11 protein-coding genes are annotated in these 16926 nt (G+C 66.8%); 6 read left to right on the forward strand and 5 right to left on the reverse strand.

Annotated elements, in window-relative coordinates; translation table 11 throughout:
- Window positions 1-136: 136 nt before the first annotated feature.
- The gene (cydB, locus tag J7J50_RS22010) at window positions 137-1141 is read right to left on the reverse strand and encodes a cytochrome d ubiquinol oxidase subunit II (protein ID WP_215059924.1); all 1005 of its coding nucleotides are present in this window, start codon (window positions 1139-1141) and stop codon (window positions 137-139) included.
- A gap of 28 nt (window positions 1142-1169) precedes the next feature.
- The gene (locus J7J50_RS22015; protein WP_215059922.1) at window positions 1170-2570 is read right to left on the reverse strand and encodes a cytochrome ubiquinol oxidase subunit I; all 1401 of its coding nucleotides are present in this window, start codon (window positions 2568-2570) and stop codon (window positions 1170-1172) included.
- A gap of 668 nt (window positions 2571-3238) precedes the next feature.
- Between J7J50_RS22015 and J7J50_RS22020 the strand changes: the two genes are divergently transcribed.
- The gene (locus J7J50_RS22020) at window positions 3239-5614 is read left to right on the forward strand and encodes a S9 family peptidase (protein WP_215059920.1); all 2376 of its coding nucleotides are present in this window, start codon (window positions 3239-3241) and stop codon (window positions 5612-5614) included.
- A gap of 204 nt (window positions 5615-5818) precedes the next feature.
- Window positions 5819-6727 carry an oxygen-dependent coproporphyrinogen oxidase gene (gene hemF, locus J7J50_RS22025; RefSeq protein WP_215059918.1) on the forward strand — a complete coding sequence of 303 codons (909 nt, stop codon included), beginning with the start codon at window positions 5819-5821 and terminating at the stop codon, window positions 6725-6727.
- Between the two features lie 165 nt (window positions 6728-6892).
- Here the strand turns inward: hemF and J7J50_RS22030 are convergent, their stop codons facing one another.
- Both J7J50_RS22030 and polA read right to left on the reverse strand, forming a co-directional pair.
- The gene (locus J7J50_RS22030) at window positions 6893-7378 is read right to left on the reverse strand and encodes a YetF domain-containing protein (RefSeq protein WP_215059916.1); all 486 of its coding nucleotides are present in this window, start codon (window positions 7376-7378) and stop codon (window positions 6893-6895) included.
- Between the two features lie 844 nt (window positions 7379-8222).
- Window positions 8223-11006, reverse strand: coding sequence for a DNA polymerase I (polA, locus tag J7J50_RS22035; RefSeq protein ID WP_215059914.1), 2784 nt, complete (start codon window positions 11004-11006; stop codon window positions 8223-8225).
- 291 nt (window positions 11007-11297) lie between these two features.
- Here polA and J7J50_RS22040 point away from each other — a divergent pair, with 291 nt between their 5' ends.
- The 3 genes from J7J50_RS22040 to J7J50_RS22050 all read left to right on the forward strand — a co-directional run bounded on the left by J7J50_RS22040 (window position 11298) and on the right by J7J50_RS22050 (window position 12881).
- Window positions 11298-11636 (forward strand): DUF2782 domain-containing protein, encoded by a 339-nt coding sequence (locus J7J50_RS22040; protein ID WP_215059912.1) that lies wholly within the window; start codon window positions 11298-11300, stop codon window positions 11634-11636.
- A gap of 86 nt (window positions 11637-11722) precedes the next feature.
- Window positions 11723-12166: a GNAT family N-acetyltransferase gene (locus J7J50_RS22045; protein ID WP_215059910.1), complete on the forward strand. Its 444-nt coding sequence runs from the start codon at window positions 11723-11725 to the stop codon at window positions 12164-12166.
- Between the two features lie 166 nt (window positions 12167-12332).
- The gene (locus tag J7J50_RS22050) at window positions 12333-12881 is read left to right on the forward strand and encodes a hypothetical protein (protein WP_215059908.1); all 549 of its coding nucleotides are present in this window, start codon (window positions 12333-12335) and stop codon (window positions 12879-12881) included.
- Window positions 12882-12929: 48 nt separating this feature from the next.
- On the opposite strand, the gene J7J50_RS22055 is transcribed toward J7J50_RS22050, so the two are convergent.
- A complete protein-coding gene (locus J7J50_RS22055; protein WP_215059943.1) occupies window positions 12930-14141 on the reverse strand; it encodes a phytase in 1212 nt (403 codons plus the stop codon).
- A gap of 166 nt (window positions 14142-14307) precedes the next feature.
- On the opposite strand from J7J50_RS22055, the gene J7J50_RS22060 reads away from it, so the two are divergent.
- A complete protein-coding gene (locus J7J50_RS22060; RefSeq protein ID WP_215059906.1) occupies window positions 14308-16650 on the forward strand; it encodes a TonB-dependent receptor in 2343 nt (780 codons plus the stop codon).
- Window positions 16651-16926: the final 276 nt, after the last annotated feature.

Raw genomic sequence — 16926 nt, forward strand, 5'->3', positions numbered from 1 at the left:
TAACGAATGCAACGAAAACATCGCGAACAGTCGCCGGCGTACGGCGCGATCATCGCGCGTTCGCAAAGCGCGCCGCGCAAGCGCACAGCGATGCGAACGAAGAAGGTTTCAGAGGAAAGCGATGCGTCGCGATGTTTCAGTGATAACCGACATCGGCCGCGACCTTGCCGCTGAACACGCGATACGACCAATACGTGTAGCCCAGGATCGCCGGCAACAGCACCACCAGTCCGGCCAGCACGAAGCCTTGCGACGACGGCGGCGAGGCCGCGTCCCAGATCGTCAGCCCCGGCACGATGTTCGGCCAGATGCCCGCCACCAGCCCGATGAAGCCGAGCACGAAGAACCCCAGCGCGTACACGAACGGATGCCCGTCGCGACCCTCGCGCATGACCGAGCGCCACAGCGCCCAGGCGTTGGCGATCACCAGCAGCGGCACCGGGAACAGCCAGTAGAAATTCCCGCCCTCGAACCAGCGCGCCATGATCCGCGAATCCAGAAACGGCAGCCACGCGCTGACCAGGCCGATGAACACCGCCACCACCAACACCAGCGGCCGCGCCAAGGTGCGCGCGACCAGTTGCATGCGCCCGTCGGTCTTCAGGATCAGCCAGGTCGAACCGAGCAAGGCATAGCCGAACACCACCGCCGCGCCGGTCAGCATCGAAAACGGGCTGAACCAGTCGAAGATGCCGCCGACGTATTTGCCTTCCTGCATCGGCATGCCTTCCATGATCGCGCCCAGGATCACACCCTGCGCGAACGCGCAGAACAACGAGCCCAGCGAGAACGCCGCGCCCCAGGCTTTCTTCGCCCGCCGCGCCTTGAAGCGGAACTCGAAGGCGACGCCGCGGAACACCAGCGCGATCAACATCAGCAGCACCGGCAGATACAGCGCCGACAACACCAGCGCATAGGCCTTCGGGAACGCCGCGAGCAGGCCCGCGCCGCCGAGCACCAGCCAGGTTTCGTTGCCGTCCCAGATGGGCGCGGCGGTATTCATCATGTGATCGAGCTGGTCTTCGTCCTCGGCGAACGGCGCCAGGATTCCCAGGCCGAGCACGAAGCCGTCGAGCAGCACGTACATCAGCACGCCGAAGCCGATCACGCCGAACCAGATCACGGGCAGCCAGTATTCCATCGTCCTACTCCGTTTCGATTCGAAGCGCTCAGGCGCCGGCTTCGCTGGATTCGTCCGGCACCGACAACGGTCGCGCCGGGGTCTTGTCGCCCATCGCGCCGCGCGGCGGCGGCTCGTGCGGATGCGGGCCCTTGCGGATCAACTTGACCAGATAGCGGAACCCCGCGCCGAACACGGTCAGATACACCACCGCGAACACGATCAACGACGTCATCACGCTGGCCGCCTCGATCGGGCTGACCGCGTCGGCGGTGCGCAGCAAGCCGTAGATCACATACGGCTGGCGGCCGATCTCGACCACATACCAACCGGCCAGGATCGCGACGAAACCGCTCATGGTCAGCACCCGCCAGCCCCACAGCGCCGCGCGCGACCGGTACAAGCGCCCGCGCCACAACTGCCACAGCGAAAACACCACCAGGACCAGCATCGCCACGCCCAGGCCGACCATCACCCGGAAGGCGTAGAACACCGGCTTCACCGGCGGCCGCTCGCTGGCCGGCACCGACTTGAGCGGCTGGATGTCGCCGTCGAGGGTGTGGGTGAGGATGAGGCTGCCGAGCTTGGGCACGGCGATTTCCAGATCGTTGCGTTCGGCTTTTTCGTTCGGCACCGCGAACAGGATCAGCGGCACGCCTTCGCCGGGCGGGTTGGATTGCCAATGCGCCTCCATCGCCGCGACCTTGATCGGCTGATGCTCGCGCACGTTCAAGCCGTGCAGATCGCCGACGAACACCTGCGTTGGCACGGTGATCGCGGCGAAGATCACCGCCGCCTTGAGCATGCGCTTGCCCGCTTCCACATGCACGCCGCGCAGCAGGTACGAGGCGCCGACGCCGCCGATCACGAAGCAGGTGGTGATGAACGCCGCCAGCACCATGTGCGCGAGGCGGTACGGGAACGAGGGATTGAAGACGATGGCCCACCAACTGTCGGGCTCGAACACGCCGTTGACGATCTTGTAGCCGGCCGGCGTCTGCATCCAACTGTTGGCCGAGATGATCCAGAACGTGGAGATCAAGGTTCCCAGCGCAACCATGCAGGTCGCCAGGAAATGCACGCGCTCATCGACCCGGTTCCAGCCGAACAGCATCACCCCGAGGAAGGTCGCTTCCAGGAAGAACGCGGTCAGCACCTCATAGGACAGCAGCGGCCCGAGGATATTGCCGGCCTGTTCGCTCAGCACCGCCCAGTTGGTGCCGAACTGGAAACTCATGACGATGCCCGACACCACGCCCATGCCGAAGGACACGGCGAAGACCTTGGTCCAGAAGAAGAACAGATCGCGCCACAAGGTGTCGCGGGTGCGCAGCCAGCGCCATTCGACGAACGCCAGCCAACTGGCCAGGCCGATGGTGAAGGCGGGAAACAGGATATGAAACGAGATCACGAAGCCGAACTGGATCCGCGACAGCAGCAGGGCGTCCACGTGCATTGCCTCCATGGCGCATCACGACGCGCCAGCGGGTTCATTTTGCGCCGCACCATGCACCGATGCGGGCGGTTGCGTGGAATCACATAAACCGCAAAGGCGGTGAGCGTGGCGTAGTGGCGGGGTGAAACGGCTTGCGTTGTGTGCGCACTATCGCGTTGCGAACATGCCGGATCAAGCGCTTGCGTCGCCGTCGGCGACATTCGATGTTTCCGCCCGCGTCGCGTTTCGCGGTTCGATGCCGGGCGGCATGTGCGACAAAACGCGGCGATTCGATTCGCGCGAATTTTCCCTCGCGGCGAAGGTTTTCGTCGCTCACTTCCGCTCACCTGAGACGTTTTGTCCAGTGGATATTTGCGCTCGTTCATATCGGCGTACCTCATGCCGTTCCCTTCTCCCGCTTGCCACCCAAGGTGACTTCCTTCGGGCGCGGGAGAAGGTGCCCGAAGAGCCTGCCCCGCGAAGGCGGGGGGCGGATGAGGGCCGCGGCCGCGAAGGCAGACACGCTCGCCGCCCAGCTCAAGACAAAACCGCCGATCCGGCAAACCCCAAGCCAATACCCCGCCAATCCCGCGATTTCGCCCTTATCCCATGACCAACGGCCGGCCCGGCGCCCCGCTCCGGACTGATACGCTGCGCCCACTTTTGTCCCTAGAGCCCGTTCGATGCGCCTCTCCTACGCCACGCTCGCCGCCCTGCCCCTCGCGCTGCTCGCCAGCGCCGCCTTCGCCCAGGCCGCGCAGCCCCTGACCCTGGCCGACACGATGGCCGACCCGGACTGGATCGGGCCGCCGGTCGAACGCGCCTGGTGGGCCTGGGACGGCCAGCGCGTGCAATACCAGCTCAAGCGCGACGGCGCGAGCATCCGCGATACCTGGCAGGCCGGCGTCGGCGGCGGCACGTCGCAGCGCCTGGACGGTGCCGCGCGCGGCGACATCGACGCCATCAAGCCGGCCTACGACGCCCAGCGCACGCGCATGGCCTTCATCCGCAACGGCGACGTGTTCGTGCGCGATCTGCGCAGCGGCGCGCTCACCCAGGTCACCCGCAGCAACGACACCGAGGCGCGGCCGCAGTTCGGACGCGACGGCAATCTGGTGTTCCGTGTCGATAACCAGTGGTACCAGTGGCGCGCCGGCCAGGGCGTGAGCCAGGCCGCGCAGGTGCGCGCCGAGAACGACCCGGCCAAGCCGCCGAAGGCCGACGTGCTGCGCGACTATCAGCTCGCCACCATCGACACCTTGCGCCACGATCGCGCCGCGCGCGAAGCCGCGCGCGAGCAGGACGAAGCCTGGCGCAAGAGCGACGCCAGCCGCGCGCCCAAGCCGGTGTACCTGGGCGACGACGTCGAGATCATCGACAGCGCGCTGTCGCCCGACGCGCGTTACCTGCTGGTCGTGACCCAGGCCAAGAAGGGCGATGCCGGCACCGTCGGCAAGATGCCCAAGTACGTGACCGAATCGGGTTACGAGGAATTCGAGGAAACGCGCACGCTGGTCGGCCGCAACGATCCGCTGCCGCAGAAGCTGTGGCTGGTCGATGTCGCCAACGCGAAGGCCAGCGAACTCAAGTTCGACAAGCTGCCGGGCATCACCGACGACCCACTCGCCGCGCTGCGCAAGGCGGCCAAGCGCGACGCGCTCAAGGGCGACCGCCCGGTGCGCATCGGCACCGACGGCGACGGCAGCGGCGTGGCCATCCACTGGAGCGACGACAGCCGCCACGCCGGCGTGGTGGTGCGCGCGATCGACAACAAGGACCGCTGGCTGACCTCAGTGGATCTGGCCAAGGCGACGCTGGAAACCCGCCACCGCCTCACCGACAAGGCCTGGGTCGGCTGGGATTTCAACGATTTCGGCTGGTTCGCCGACGGCGGCCTGTGGCTGCTGTCGGAACAAAGCGGCTACTCGCACCTGTACGTGAGCGACAACGGCGGCGCGCCGCGCGCGATCACCTCGGGCAAGTGGGAAGTCTCCGCGCCCGAACTCGGCGCCGACGGCAAGACCTTCTTCTTCCTGTGCAACCGCAAGTGGCCGGGCGACTACGAAGTCTGCGCGGCCGATCGCGGCGGCGGCGCGGTGCGCGAAGTCACCGCGCTCGACGGCGTGGAAAGCTTCTCGGTCTCGCCCGACGGCGGCAAGCTGCTGGTGCGCTATTCGCAGAGCTACCTGCCGCCGCAGCTGGCGGTGGTCGACAGCAGCGGCGAGAACACCGTCAAGCTCACCGACACCCGCAAGAGCGCGTTCAAGAACCGCGAGTGGATTCAGCCCGAATACGTGCAGGTCCCGTCCAAGCACGGCGCCGGCACGGTCTGGGGCAAGTTCTACGGGCCGAAGAACTACGAGCCGGGCAAGAAGTATCCGATCGTGATGTTCGTGCACGGCGCCGGTTATCTGCAGAACGTCAGCAACCGCTACTCCAACTACTTCCGCGAGCAGATGTTCCACAACCTGCTGGTGCAGGATGGCTACGTGGTGCTCGATCTGGACTACCGCGCTTCGGAAGGCTACGGCCGCGACTGGCGCACCGCCATCTACCGGCAGATGGGCCATCCCGAACTCGAGGATTACCTGGACGGCCTGGACTGGCTGATCGCCAACAAGCAGGGCGACCGCGACCGCGCCGGCATCTACGGCGGCTCCTACGGCGGCTTCATGACCTTCATGGCGCTGTTCCGCGAACCGGGCAAATTCAAGGCCGGCGCCGCCCTGCGCCCGGTCTCGGACTGGTCGCAGTACAACCACGAATACACCGCCAACATCCTCAACACCCCGGACCTGGACCCGGAGGCGTACAAGAAGTCCTCGCCGATCGAGTACGCCTCGGGCCTCAAGGACCACCTGCTGATCGCCCACGGCATGATCGACGACAACGTGTTCTTCAAGGACTCGGTGATGATGACCCAGCGCCTGATCGAGCTGCGCAAGGATAAGTGGGAAATCGCGCCGTACCCGCTGGAACGGCACGGCTTCACCCATCCGGAGGCGTGGTACGACGAGTACCGGCGGATCTATGAGTTGTTCAATCGGACGTTGAAGTAAACCCGAGCGTTTCGCGCCGCGCCTCGACGCCCGCCCGCGACCGATGGCCGCGGGCGGGCGTTGTCGTTTGCGGCGCGGCGTCGCATGGCCGCATCGCGCGGGAAGGCGCCGAAACGCGCAGCGGACTTGCTCCCAAGGCTTCACCGGACTTGGCTGCTCGCGCCCGCTCCTGCCACCGCCCCGCGGCATCGTTAGAATGACCGCATGAGCGACTTCGACCGCGTACGCGACTATCTCTCCGGCCTGCAGGACCGCCTGTGCGCCGCCATCGAACAGGCCGACGGTGAGGCGCGCTTCGCGGAGGACATCTGGCAGCGACCGGAGGGCGGCGGCGGACGCACGCGCATCCTGCGCGGCGGCCAGGTGTTCGAGCAGGCCGGCGTCGGGTTTTCCGATGTCTCCGGCAGCCAGTTGCCGCCTTCGGCCAGCGCGGCGCGGCCGGAACTGGCCGGTGCGTCGTGGCGCGCGGTCGGGGTGTCGCTGGTGTTCCATCCGAACAACCCGTACCTGCCGACCACCCATGCCAACGTGCGTCATTTCCGCGCGATGCGCGACGGCGAAACGGTCGCGTGGTGGTTCGGCGGCGGCTTCGACCTGACTCCGTTCTATCCCTTCATCGAGGACGTCCGCCACTGGCACGGCACCGCGCGCGCGCTGTGCGAGCCGTTCGGCGGCGAGGAGCGCTATCAGGCGCACAAGCGCTGGTGCGACGACTACTTCTTCCTCAAGCACCGCAACGAGACCCGCGGCGTCGGCGGTCTGTTCTTCGACGATCTGCACGGCGACTTCGAACGCGATTTCGCCTATCAGCGCGCGGTCGGCGACGGTTTCCTCGACGCGTATCTGCCGCTGGTGGAGCGCCGCCGCGACATGCCGTTCGGCGAGCGCGAGCGTCAGTTCCAGTTGTATCGGCGCGGGCGCTATGTCGAATTCAATCTGGTGTTCGACCGCGGCACCTTGTTCGGCCTGCAGTCGGGCGGGCGCACTGAGTCGATCCTGATGAGCCTGCCGCCGCTGGTGCGTTGGGAGTACGGGTTCTCGCCGGAGGCCGGCAGCGATGAGGCGAAGCTGGCCGACTATCTGCGGCCGCGCGATTGGCTGGGCGAGGGCTGAGTCGCGGGGTGGTTGCGTCATCGCCGGCAGTTCGCTGTCGGGGCTGAAGCTCCCTCCCACAAAAAACCTCGCGGCCTCATCGACACCTGGGGCGTGCGCGAAAGCTTCGAAGTCTTTTGTGGGAGGGGCTTCAGCCCCGACGCTCTCGTCTCAGCCCACGCAGCCCTACCCGCCCTGATCCGCCTTGTGCACGATCGTGATGTGCCCGTTGGTCTCCAGCATCGCCAGGGCCACGTGGTCGATCTCGCTGCAGTCGTTCTCGCGCATCGCCTTCTCGAAATCGGCGCGGCTCACCAGTTCGCGCCGCAGCACGTTGCGGAAGACGTGGCCGTCGCGCGCCAGCACCACCGGCTCGCCTTCGAGCACGCGCTCGGCGCGGGCGCTGCGCGCGGCCAGGAAGCCGACCGACCAGTTCAGGACGATCAGCGTCGCCGCCAGGATCAATCCGCCGGTCACCGAGTTGTCGGTGCCCAGCAAGGCGTTCTGCACCGCGTTGCCCAGCAGCACGATCAGCAGCATGTCGAAGGAGGTGAACTGCCCCATCGAGCGCTTGCCCGAGACGCGGATCATCAGCAGGAGGACGAAGTAGACGATGCAGGCCCGCACCAGATACTCCCACCACGGCATCGACAGATCGAAGGCATCGGACATCGGGCAAGCTCCTGGAACGGCGGACGGGCGACGGTAGCGCGGCGGATTGTGGCGCCGCCGCGCGTGCATCGCATGTTACGGGCGGTGGCGGCGCGACCGTGGCGGCGGCGGCGCGGGGCAAGGCCTGCCGCTGCGGGCACCGGGGCGGGATCAGTGCGGCGCATCGTGGCGGGCTGTCGTTGCAATGCGCCTGACGGTGTCGGGGGGCGCACGCGGATGCGCACGCCGGTCGGAGCCGCTCCGGATCGATCGCGGCGGGTCGGGTCAGCCGCCTTGGCCGTGTTCCCGCCTCGGCCAAGGCAATCGCACGGACCTCGGCCCGGATCGCGCGGAGATATCGCCGATCCCGCCCCGCGATCGCTGCCGCCATCCGCGCCTTATTGATTCTAATTATTTCCAAACCCAGGCAAACGACGAACCCGCGCGATTTCATATCCGCCGGTTTTGTTTTACCCGCGCCGACGGCGAATCGGACTTTACCCGGCGAGTGATTTCGAGCGCGCCGATATACCCCGCCGCGCGTGGTGAAAGACCGCTTCGCGTATCGCCGCGGCGACCAACAAAAAAGCCGCTCTGCATCGCAAGGCGGCTTTCGGCGCTACAAATAAAAAGCCCCGCAGGCAGGGGGGGCCGGCGGGGCTGGTGGAGCGTGACCTGGGGAGGGGTCGTTCGCTCCGGGGGATCACTCCAGGGGAGGGAGAGATCGGCGACAGACGTTGCATCTGTCGCGACCTATATGACCACCTGGCACATGGATAGTTCGTGAAGATCAGAGTTAATAAATTGTTGGATTCAGGACCGATTCATTAAACCAAATCCAGCAAAATCAATGGCTTCCAGATAATCAATGCGCTTCGTCCCAATTAATACCGACCCCGGTATCAACGACAAGGGGCACACGTAGCGTGGCCGCCGCGGACATGCGTTGCGAGGCCTGCGTCACCAATTCTTCGACGAACCCATCTTCCACTTCAAACACCAGTTCGTCGTGTACCTGAAGAATCATCTTGGCACGATCGTTGTGAGCGGCAAGCCATGCATCGATGTCGATCATCGCGCGCTTGATGATGTCGGCCGCGGTGCCCTGCATCGGTGCGTTGATCGCGGCGCGTTCGGCGCCCGCGCGCAGGCCCTGGTTGGAGGCCTTGATGTTCTCCAGGTACAGGCGCCGGCCGAACACGGTTTCGACATAGCCCTTATCGCGCGCATCCTGCCGCGTGCGCTCCATGAAATCGCGCACTCCGGGATAACGGCTGAAATACAGGGCGATGTAGTCTTGCGCCTCGCTGCGGCCGATGCCGAGCTGGCGCGCCAGACCGAACGCGCTCATGCCGTACATCAAGCCGAAGTTGATCGCCTTGGCCGCGCGGCGTTCGTTGCCGCTGACTTCATCGAGCGATTGCTTGCCGAACACTTCCGCCGCGGTCGCGCGATGCACGTCGGCGCCGGATTCGAACGCGCGCACCAGGCCCGGGTCTTCCGACAGGTGCGCCATGATCCGCAACTCGATCTGCGAATAATCGCAAGCCACCAGACGCCGGCCCGCGGGCGCGATGAAGGCGCGGCGGATGCGGCGGCCGTCTTCGGTGCGGATCGGGATGTTCTGCAGATTCGGATCGCTGGACGCCAAACGCCCCGTCGCCGCGCCCGCCTGGTGATAGCTGGTGTGCACGCGGCCGGTACGCGGATTGACCATCTCCGACAGCTTGTCGGTGTAGGTGCTGCGCAGCTTGGCCAGGCCGCGGTATTCCAGGATCACCCGCGGCAGTTCGTGCTGATCGGCGATCGCTTCCAGCGCTTCTTCGTTGGTGCTGGGCTGGCCGGTCGGCGTCTTCACCAGCACCGGCAGTTTCAGCTCGTCGAACAACAGCGCCTGCAACTGCTTGGGCGAATCCAGATTGAAGGTGCGCCCGGCCAGTTCGGTCGCCTTGATCTGCGCTTCGAGCATTCGCTTGCCCAGGTCCTGCGATTGCCGGCGCAGTTCGTCGCCGTCGATCATCACGCCGTTGGCTTCGATGTGCTCCAGCACCGGCACCAGCGGCATTTCGATGTCGCGGTACACGCGTTCGAGTTCCGGCTCGGCGGCCAGACGCGCGCCGAGCACGCGGTGCAGGCGCAAGGTCACGTCGGCGTCTTCGGCGGCGTAACGCGTGGCGTCGTCGATGGCGACCTGCGAGAACAGGATCTGCTTGGCGCCCTTGCCGGCCACGTCGCTGTACTTGATCGTGTCGTAGCCCAGATAGCGCTTGGCCAGCGAGTCCATGTCGTGACGGCTGCCGGTGGCGTTGTAGACGAAGCTTTCCAGCATGGTGTCGTCGGCGTAACCGGCGAGCTGCACGCCGTGGCGGCGCAGGATGTGCAGGTCGTATTTGCCGTGCTGGCCGAGCTTGCGCCGCGCCGGATCGGCGAACACCGGACGCAGCGCCGCCAGCACCAGCTCACGATCCAACTGCGCCGGCGCGCCGGGATAATCGTGGCCGAGCGGGATATACACCGCGCGTCCGACTTCGGTGGCGAAGCTCAGGCCGACCAGGTTGGCCATCATCGGGTCGAGCGAATCGGTTTCGCTGTCGAAGGCGAATTCATCGCTGGCCTGCAAAGCCGCGACCAGCGCATCGAGCTGCACCTGCGTGGTGATCGCCTCGTACTCGCCCTTGACCGCCAGCGCGGCGTCCGGCGTCTCCGCGGCGGCGCTGGAACGGGCGTGGCCGGCGGCGGTCGCGCGCAGGCCGGCGCGATCGGCGGCGATCTCGTTCGCGGTGGCGTTGCCGCTGCCTTCCAGTTCGCGCAGCGCCTGCTTGAAGCCGTAGCGCGCGTACAGCGTGCGCAGCGATTCGGCGTCGCGCTCGCGCAGCGCCAGTTCGCGCGGGCCGCGGTCGAGCTCGACATCGGTCTTGATCGTCGCCAACTGGCGGTTCAACGGCAGCCGGTCCAGCGCGGCGCGCAGGTTGTCGCCGATCTTGCCCTTGATCTCGCCGGCATGGCCGATCACCCCGTCCAGGGTGCCGTATTCGCCCAGCCACTTGGCCGCGGTCTTGGGCCCGCACTTCTCCACGCCGGGGATGTTGTCCACGCTGTCGCCCATCAGCGACAGCAGGTCGATCACCTGATTGGGATTGACCCCGAACTTGGCGAACACCGCCTCGTCGGAATCCATGCGGCTGCCGCTCATGGTGTTGACCAGGGCCACGCCCGGGCGCACCAGCTGGGCGAAGTCCTTGTCGCCGGTGGAGATGGTGACGTCGATCGCGTCGTCGCCGGCAAAAGCGTTGGCGCGCAGGGCCAGGGTGCCGATCACGTCGTCGGCCTCGACGCCGTCGATGCGCAGGATCGGGATGCCCAGCGCCTCCACGATCTCGCACATCGGCAGCACCTGCGCGCGCAGGTCGTCGGGCATCGGCGGGCGATTGGCCTTGTATTGCGGGTCGAGATCGTCGCGGAAGGTCTTGCCCGGCGCGTCGACGACGAAGGCCACGTAGTCGGGACGTTCGTTCAAGGTCGAGCGCAGCATGTTGACCACGCCGAACAGCGCGCCGGTGGGCTCGCCGGCGTCGTTGCTCAGCGGCGGCAACGCGTGGAAGGCGCGGTAGAGGTAGCTGGAACCATCGATGAGGACGAGTCTTTTCATGGGCCCGATTCTACGCCGACCGGTCGCCGGGGCTGCGAATCGCCGGTGGACGGCGCGGGGTCGGGTGGGTTCGTGTCGGGGCTGAAGCTCCCTCCCACAAAAGACTTCGGAGCTTTCGCGGGCACTTCACCTGTCGGTGAGGCCACGAAGTCTTTTGTGGGAGGGAGCTTCAGCCCCGACCCGCAGCCACACCAACGACGCACGCCGCGAAGCCGAGCCCGCACCCCCACCGATGCGCACGCTTAACGCGCCCCCGGCGTATGCTGTCGACCTGAAAAACGGAGAACCGCCATGCGCGCCCCCCACGCGTCGCCGCCCCCCTTCGCCGCCCGGTTCGGCGTTCTGTTCGCGGCCCTGTCGCTCGCCCTCGCGCTGAGCGGCTGCGCCACTACGGCCGCCGCCGACGATCCCACCGCCGCGCTCAGCAACGCCGAAATCCGCACCCGCACGGTCGAGAACGGCGACACGATCGAGGAATACCGCGTCGCCGGGCAACTGCGCGCGGTCAAGGTCACGCCGGCGCGCGGCCCGATCTATTACCTGGTCGATGAAAACGGCGATGGCCGGCTCGACACCAGCAAGGGCGAAGGCACGGTCTCGCCGGTGTATTTCAAGCTGTTCAGCTGGTAAGCCGGGCCGCACGCCCGTCCCGTGAGCGGCCGGCGACCTCGCCGGCCCGATCGACCCCCGCCTGTGTCCTCAATCGTCCCGATCCCATGCCCGCCGATTCCCTTCCCGAAATCCGCACCATCGTCGGCGATGCCGAACTGCGTGCCGCGTGGCCGCTGGTGTCGCAGCTGCGGCCCGAATTCGACGAGGAACGCTTCGTCGCGCAGATGCACCGCCAGATCGCCGAAGGCTGCCGCGCCACCGTCGCCTTCGATGCGCAAGGCGTGCCGCGCGCGTTCGCCTGCTGGCGGGTGATGGAGATGCTCGCGGTCGGCCTGCACGTGTACGTGGACGATCTGATCACGGATCAATCCGTGCGCAGCCAGGGCTACGGCAAGGCGATGCTCGACTGGCTCAAGGCCGAAGCCAAGCGGCTGGGCTGCGTGCGCCTGCAACTGGATTCGGGCACCCACCGCCCGCACGCGCATGCCTTCTACATGCGCGAGCGGCTGCGCATCGAAGCCTTCCACTTCGGCGTCGAACTGACCTAAGCCCACGCGGGCATCGCCGCCGCATAAAACCCACGCCTCGATACATATTGGCGGCCGCGCGGCCACGGCGCCCGCGGCGACCGTTTCGTGAGGCACGCGCGCGCGGCCGCGCAGGCTGCTAGGGTGCCTTCGGGTCCACAGGGGTGGCGACACAAGGATGAAGTCGATGACTCGCTCTCAGCGTTCGCGCGGTTTCGCCGTCGGCTGTCTCGCCGTCGCCTTGGCCGCGCTGCTCGGCGCTTGCGGCGAACCGGCCGCGAACGTGGCCGAGCCCAAGCCTTACGATCGCCTCGGCGTGCACATGCAGATTCCGGGCAACTGGAAGCTCAGCGACGACGAACGCATCGCCAGCGTGCACTACCTGACCGTGGAGAGTCCCGGTTCGGCGGTGTTCATCGCGATGGTGCAGACCGACCGCAGCCGCGAGCTGGAAGAATTCGCGCGCAGCTTTTCCGCCGAGGCCGACAAGCAGACGCCGGCCGTGCTCGGCCGCGACAGCCGCTTCGACTTGTCCGCGTTCGCCGAAGGCACGATCCGCGAGCACTACGTCGTCAGCCTGGCCGGCGTGAAGGTTCCGCACCTGCGCGAGTACCGCAAGATCACCGGCGCGCATCGCACCGCGTTCCTGATCACCCAGAGCGCCGACGAAGACCTGGCGCGGACTCAGCCCGGGCTGGATCTGCTGGTGAAGTCGTTCAAGCTCACCGACCGCTGAAATCCGCCGCGCCGACATGCGCGCCGGCGTGAACGCGCGGCGGCGCGCTCAACCGCCCTGGCAGCGGCTGCGCAGATTCAAGGCGCGGGCGATGTCGCGCCAGTCGAACGCGCCCACCGCCTGATCGTCGTGCACGGCGTAGAACACGCCGTCGGGAAAACGCACCGAGCCGCTTTGCTGCAGCCACACGCCGTCGGTGTTGCCGACCGTGCCGCCGGCGAACGCGCCCAGATGGCGCAGGCTGGCGCGGTCGAACACGTGGAACACGCTGCGGTCCTTGAACTGATCGGTGGCTATCCAGTAACCGCTGCCGTCGGCGCACTGCCACAGGGCGATGCCTTCGGCCTGCGCCTTGAACAGGCCCAGGCCGATGGTCTGGCCGCGATAGCGGCCGTCGAGCGTGTAGTCGCGGATCGCGGTGCCGGTGCCGAGGTCTTCCTCGGCGATCAGCAGGCGGTCGTGCGCGGGGTCGCCCCAGATCGACTCCGGTACGCGGATCGCACCGGCCGCGCTGGTATCGCCGAACGCACCCAGGTGGCGCGCGACCGGCTCGCCGCCGCGCAGGTCGATGCGATAACGCTGCATGCGCCGGCCCAGTTGCTCCAGCGGCGGCGGAATCTCGTCGCCCCTGGCGTCCTCGCCGGCCATGTAGGCGTCGGTGACGATCACTTCCAGTTCGTCCGCGCTGATGCCGCGCACCCACAAACCGTAAGGCTGCTGCAGTTGTTCCTGGCCGAAGCTGGCGAGCGCGCGCAATCGCGGCGCGCGCGTATCGGCGATGCCCGGCGCGTTGAGCGGCGCCGACGGCAACGACAGCGACAGCACCTGCACGCGGTGGTTGTCGCGTTCGACCACGAAGGCCAGATCGCCGAACACGGCGATGCCGTTGGGACGGCGGAACTCGCCCAGTCCGTTGCCTTCGCGGCCGTAGCGCGCGACGCTCGCGCCCTGGTCGCCGTCGTAGATCACCAACCCATCGCCCTGCTTGGCCGTGGCCAACAACCACAAGCGTCCGTTCGGCGCGCGCCACACCGCCGGCGAATCGATATTGTCCTGCGGCGTGGCCGCGGTCACGAACGCCTCATCGACCCGCCGATAATCCACGCCGGCGCGCGCCAGCAACGGATCGGCGTCGGCCGCGCCGCGCTCGTCGGGCTCGCGTTGCGCGCTGTGCGCGGGCGCTTGCACGCCGCGCTGCGAATCGGAAGTCGCGCAGCCCGCCAGGACGAAAGCGAGGGACAGCATCAGGGTCGGACGCATCGGCATGCCTGGATTCGAAAGGTAATTCCCCGAACGCTGTTATAGAACCGTCACGTGCCGCTTTCATGACAAGGCCGCCGCGGCGAAGCGAGAAATCACGCACACAGTCATCGTCCTGCCATCCCCCGGACTTACAACGTTCGCCACTTGTTCACCGGCGAACCCCATGCGCAGCCCGCGACGTTCGAAGCTCCGCCATCACGCGCTCAGCGCCGCTTTGTTGAGCGTGCTCGCCGTCCCGGCCGTGAGCGCGCAAGCGCCGGCGACCGATTCGGCGACCGAACTAGACCGGGTCACCGTGACCGGCCAGATCGCCTACCGCGACCGCAGCGAAGCGACCGCGCCGACCTTGAGCTACGGTCTGGATTACTTCCAGCGCTTCGAGCCGCTGACCGTGGGCGACATGCTCAAGCGCGTGCCCAGCGTGGGCTTCGTCTCCGACGTGCTCGAATACGACGGCGCGCGCCTGCGCGGCCTGGACCCGGGCTACACCCAGATACTGATCAACGGCCGCAAAGTGCCCGGCGCCGGCGGCGATCGCTCGTTCTACGTCGATCGCATTCCGGCCGAACTGGTCGAACGCATCGAGATCATCCGCAGCCCCAGCGCGAACCGCTCCGGCGACGCGGTGGCCGGCGCGCTCAACATCGTGCTGCGCGACGCATACGAGTTCGACGGCGGTTATCTGCGCGCCGGCGCGCTGCATTTCGACGACGGCAAGATCAAGCCGGTGTTCGGCGCGGTCGGCAGCGGCGAAGTCGCCGGCGGGCGCCTGCTCGGCGGCGTCAACGTGCAGGGCCGGCACAATCCCAAGCGCAAGCGCAGCGACCGTTTCGATGCTCCCGACGGCGATTTCGTCGATCGCGAGGACCAGAGCGACGTGCGCGACGGCACCGACTACTCCGGCAACCTGTCCTACACCCGCGACATCGGCACCGGCCGATTGAGCCTGGACGGTTTCTACGTCCACACCGACCGCACCGAAACCGAAAACTCGCGCGAGTACAACGATCCGGTCAGCCGCGAGCGCGCGCGCCTGTTGTCGCTCAACGATCAGAACGTCGACATCAAGCAAGATAACGCCAGCCTCAACGCGCGCTATGTGTTCGACATGGCCGGCGGCCGCAGCGAGATCGACCTGGGCTACGCCCGCTTCGAAGACCGCCGTCACGACACCGAGCAGGAAGTCGGCTACGACGACGAAGACAGCCCGCCGTCGTTCGACGGATTCGAAGGCACGCGTATCCTCGGCGACACCCGCGACAGCGAATTCAGCCTCAAGCTCGCCCACAGCCGCGCGCTGGGCGCGGCCAAGATGGAGTTCGGCATCGACGGCCTGGACAAGCGCCGCACCAGCGCGCTGCGCACCAGCGACGTCGAGGCCGAGGACGAAGGCGAGCCGCTGCCGGCCTACGCCGATTTCGCCCGACAGGCCAGCCGCATCGAAGAGCGCCGGCTCGATCCGTACCTGATGTTTTCCGGCAAGCGCGGCCGCGTCGATTGGGAGACCGGCCTGCGTTACGAAACCACCCGCGCGAAGATCCGCAGCGTCGCCGGGGAAGGCGAGGACGCGGTGCGCAACGACAAGGATTACGGCCTGCTGCTGCCGTCGGCGCACCTGCGTTTCAACCTGACCGGGCACGACCGGCTCAGCGCTTCGATCGCGCGCACCGTGCGCCGTCCCGATTTCAATCAGCTGCTGCCGATGACGCTGGAAGAGGAGTACGGCGACAACGATTTCCTCGGCAATCCGCAATTACGTCCGGAAACCGCCTGGGGCCTGGATCTGGGCTACGAGCATCGCCTGGGCCAGCGCGGCGTGGTCGGCTTGAACCTGTTCTACCGTAAGGTGCGCGATCTGATCGAGATCGTCGGCACCGGCCGGCCCAGCGCGACCGCGCTGGACGATCACGAGGATGCGATCGAGGACTTCCTCGACGACCATCCCGGCGCCGGCCCGGGCACGCCCGGTTATCCGCTGCTGGACCCGGACAGCTTCGTATTCACCGCCGCCAACGTCGACGACGGCCGCGTCTACGGCGCCGAATTCGATCTGTCCACGCCGCTGACCGCGTTGGGCTTGGCCGACACCGGCGTGTTCCTCAACTACTCGTGGCTGGACAGCGAGGTGGACGACGACTTCGGCCGGCGCCGCTTCAACAACCAGCCGCGCTCGGTGCTCAACGTCGGCTTCATCCAGGACCTGCCGACGCTGGGCATGTCGTTCGGCGCGAGTTACCGGCGCCAGGGCGATGCCTACTCGCGCGTGCTGGGCGAGGAGGTGTCGACGCATTACGGCGCGGATCTGGAAGCGTTCGTGGAAAAGCGTTTCGGCTCGCGGGTGGCGGTGCGGTTGACCGGATCGAATCTGCTCAACGCGTCGAAAGATGAGAACTTCAACAAGTTCAATACGCTGGGCGAGCAGATGGATCGCGAGTTCGATGAGTACGAGCGCGAGCGGGAGAAGGCCGGGCCGGTGTATCAGTTGGTGGTGCGGTATGCGTTTTGAACGGCGGGGATAGGCGGCTTGGGATTGGTCGCCGCCGAATTGCCATGCAATCGCTACGGGCTTGTGCCCCTTTGCTCGTCATTCCCGCGAAGGCGGGCTCCGCTTTACTTCGGCGGAGCCGAACATCCAAAGCCTTCAGCGTCATCCTCCAAGATCGTCATTCCCGCGAACGCGGGAATCCAGCGACTTCAAACGTTCTCGCACGAAAAGCCCTGGATTCCCGCCTTCGCGGGAATGACGGCAGGTGGGGACGCTGTTGCCGATTCCCGATTCCCA

The organism is Lysobacter sp. ISL-50 (assembly GCF_018612875.1).
In the GTDB taxonomy this organism is placed as follows: Bacteria; Pseudomonadota; Gammaproteobacteria; order Xanthomonadales; family Xanthomonadaceae; genus Lysobacter.

Bases quoted from the DNA above. Each gene is read 5' to 3' on its own strand.
- cydB (WP_215059924.1), bottom strand. From the start codon at position 1,141: ATGGAATACTGGCTGCCCGTGATCTGGTTCGGCGTGATCGGCTTCGGC.
- J7J50_RS22020 (WP_215059920.1), top strand. From the start codon at position 3,239: ATGCGCCTCTCCTACGCCACGCTCGCCGCCCTGCCCCTCGCGCTGCTC.
- hemF (WP_215059918.1), top strand. From the start codon at position 5,819: ATGAGCGACTTCGACCGCGTACGCGACTATCTCTCCGGCCTGCAGGAC.
- J7J50_RS22030 (WP_215059916.1), bottom strand. From the start codon at position 7,378: ATGTCCGATGCCTTCGATCTGTCGATGCCGTGGTGGGAGTATCTGGTG.
- polA (WP_215059914.1), bottom strand. From the start codon at position 11,006: ATGAAAAGACTCGTCCTCATCGATGGTTCCAGCTACCTCTACCGCGCC.
- J7J50_RS22040 (WP_215059912.1), top strand. From the start codon at position 11,298: ATGCGCGCCCCCCACGCGTCGCCGCCCCCCTTCGCCGCCCGGTTCGGC.
- J7J50_RS22045 (WP_215059910.1), top strand. From the start codon at position 11,723: ATGCCCGCCGATTCCCTTCCCGAAATCCGCACCATCGTCGGCGATGCC.
- J7J50_RS22050 (WP_215059908.1), top strand. From the start codon at position 12,333: ATGACTCGCTCTCAGCGTTCGCGCGGTTTCGCCGTCGGCTGTCTCGCC.
- J7J50_RS22055 (WP_215059943.1), bottom strand. From the start codon at position 14,141: ATGCGTCCGACCCTGATGCTGTCCCTCGCTTTCGTCCTGGCGGGCTGC.
- J7J50_RS22060 (WP_215059906.1), top strand. From the start codon at position 14,308: ATGCGCAGCCCGCGACGTTCGAAGCTCCGCCATCACGCGCTCAGCGCC.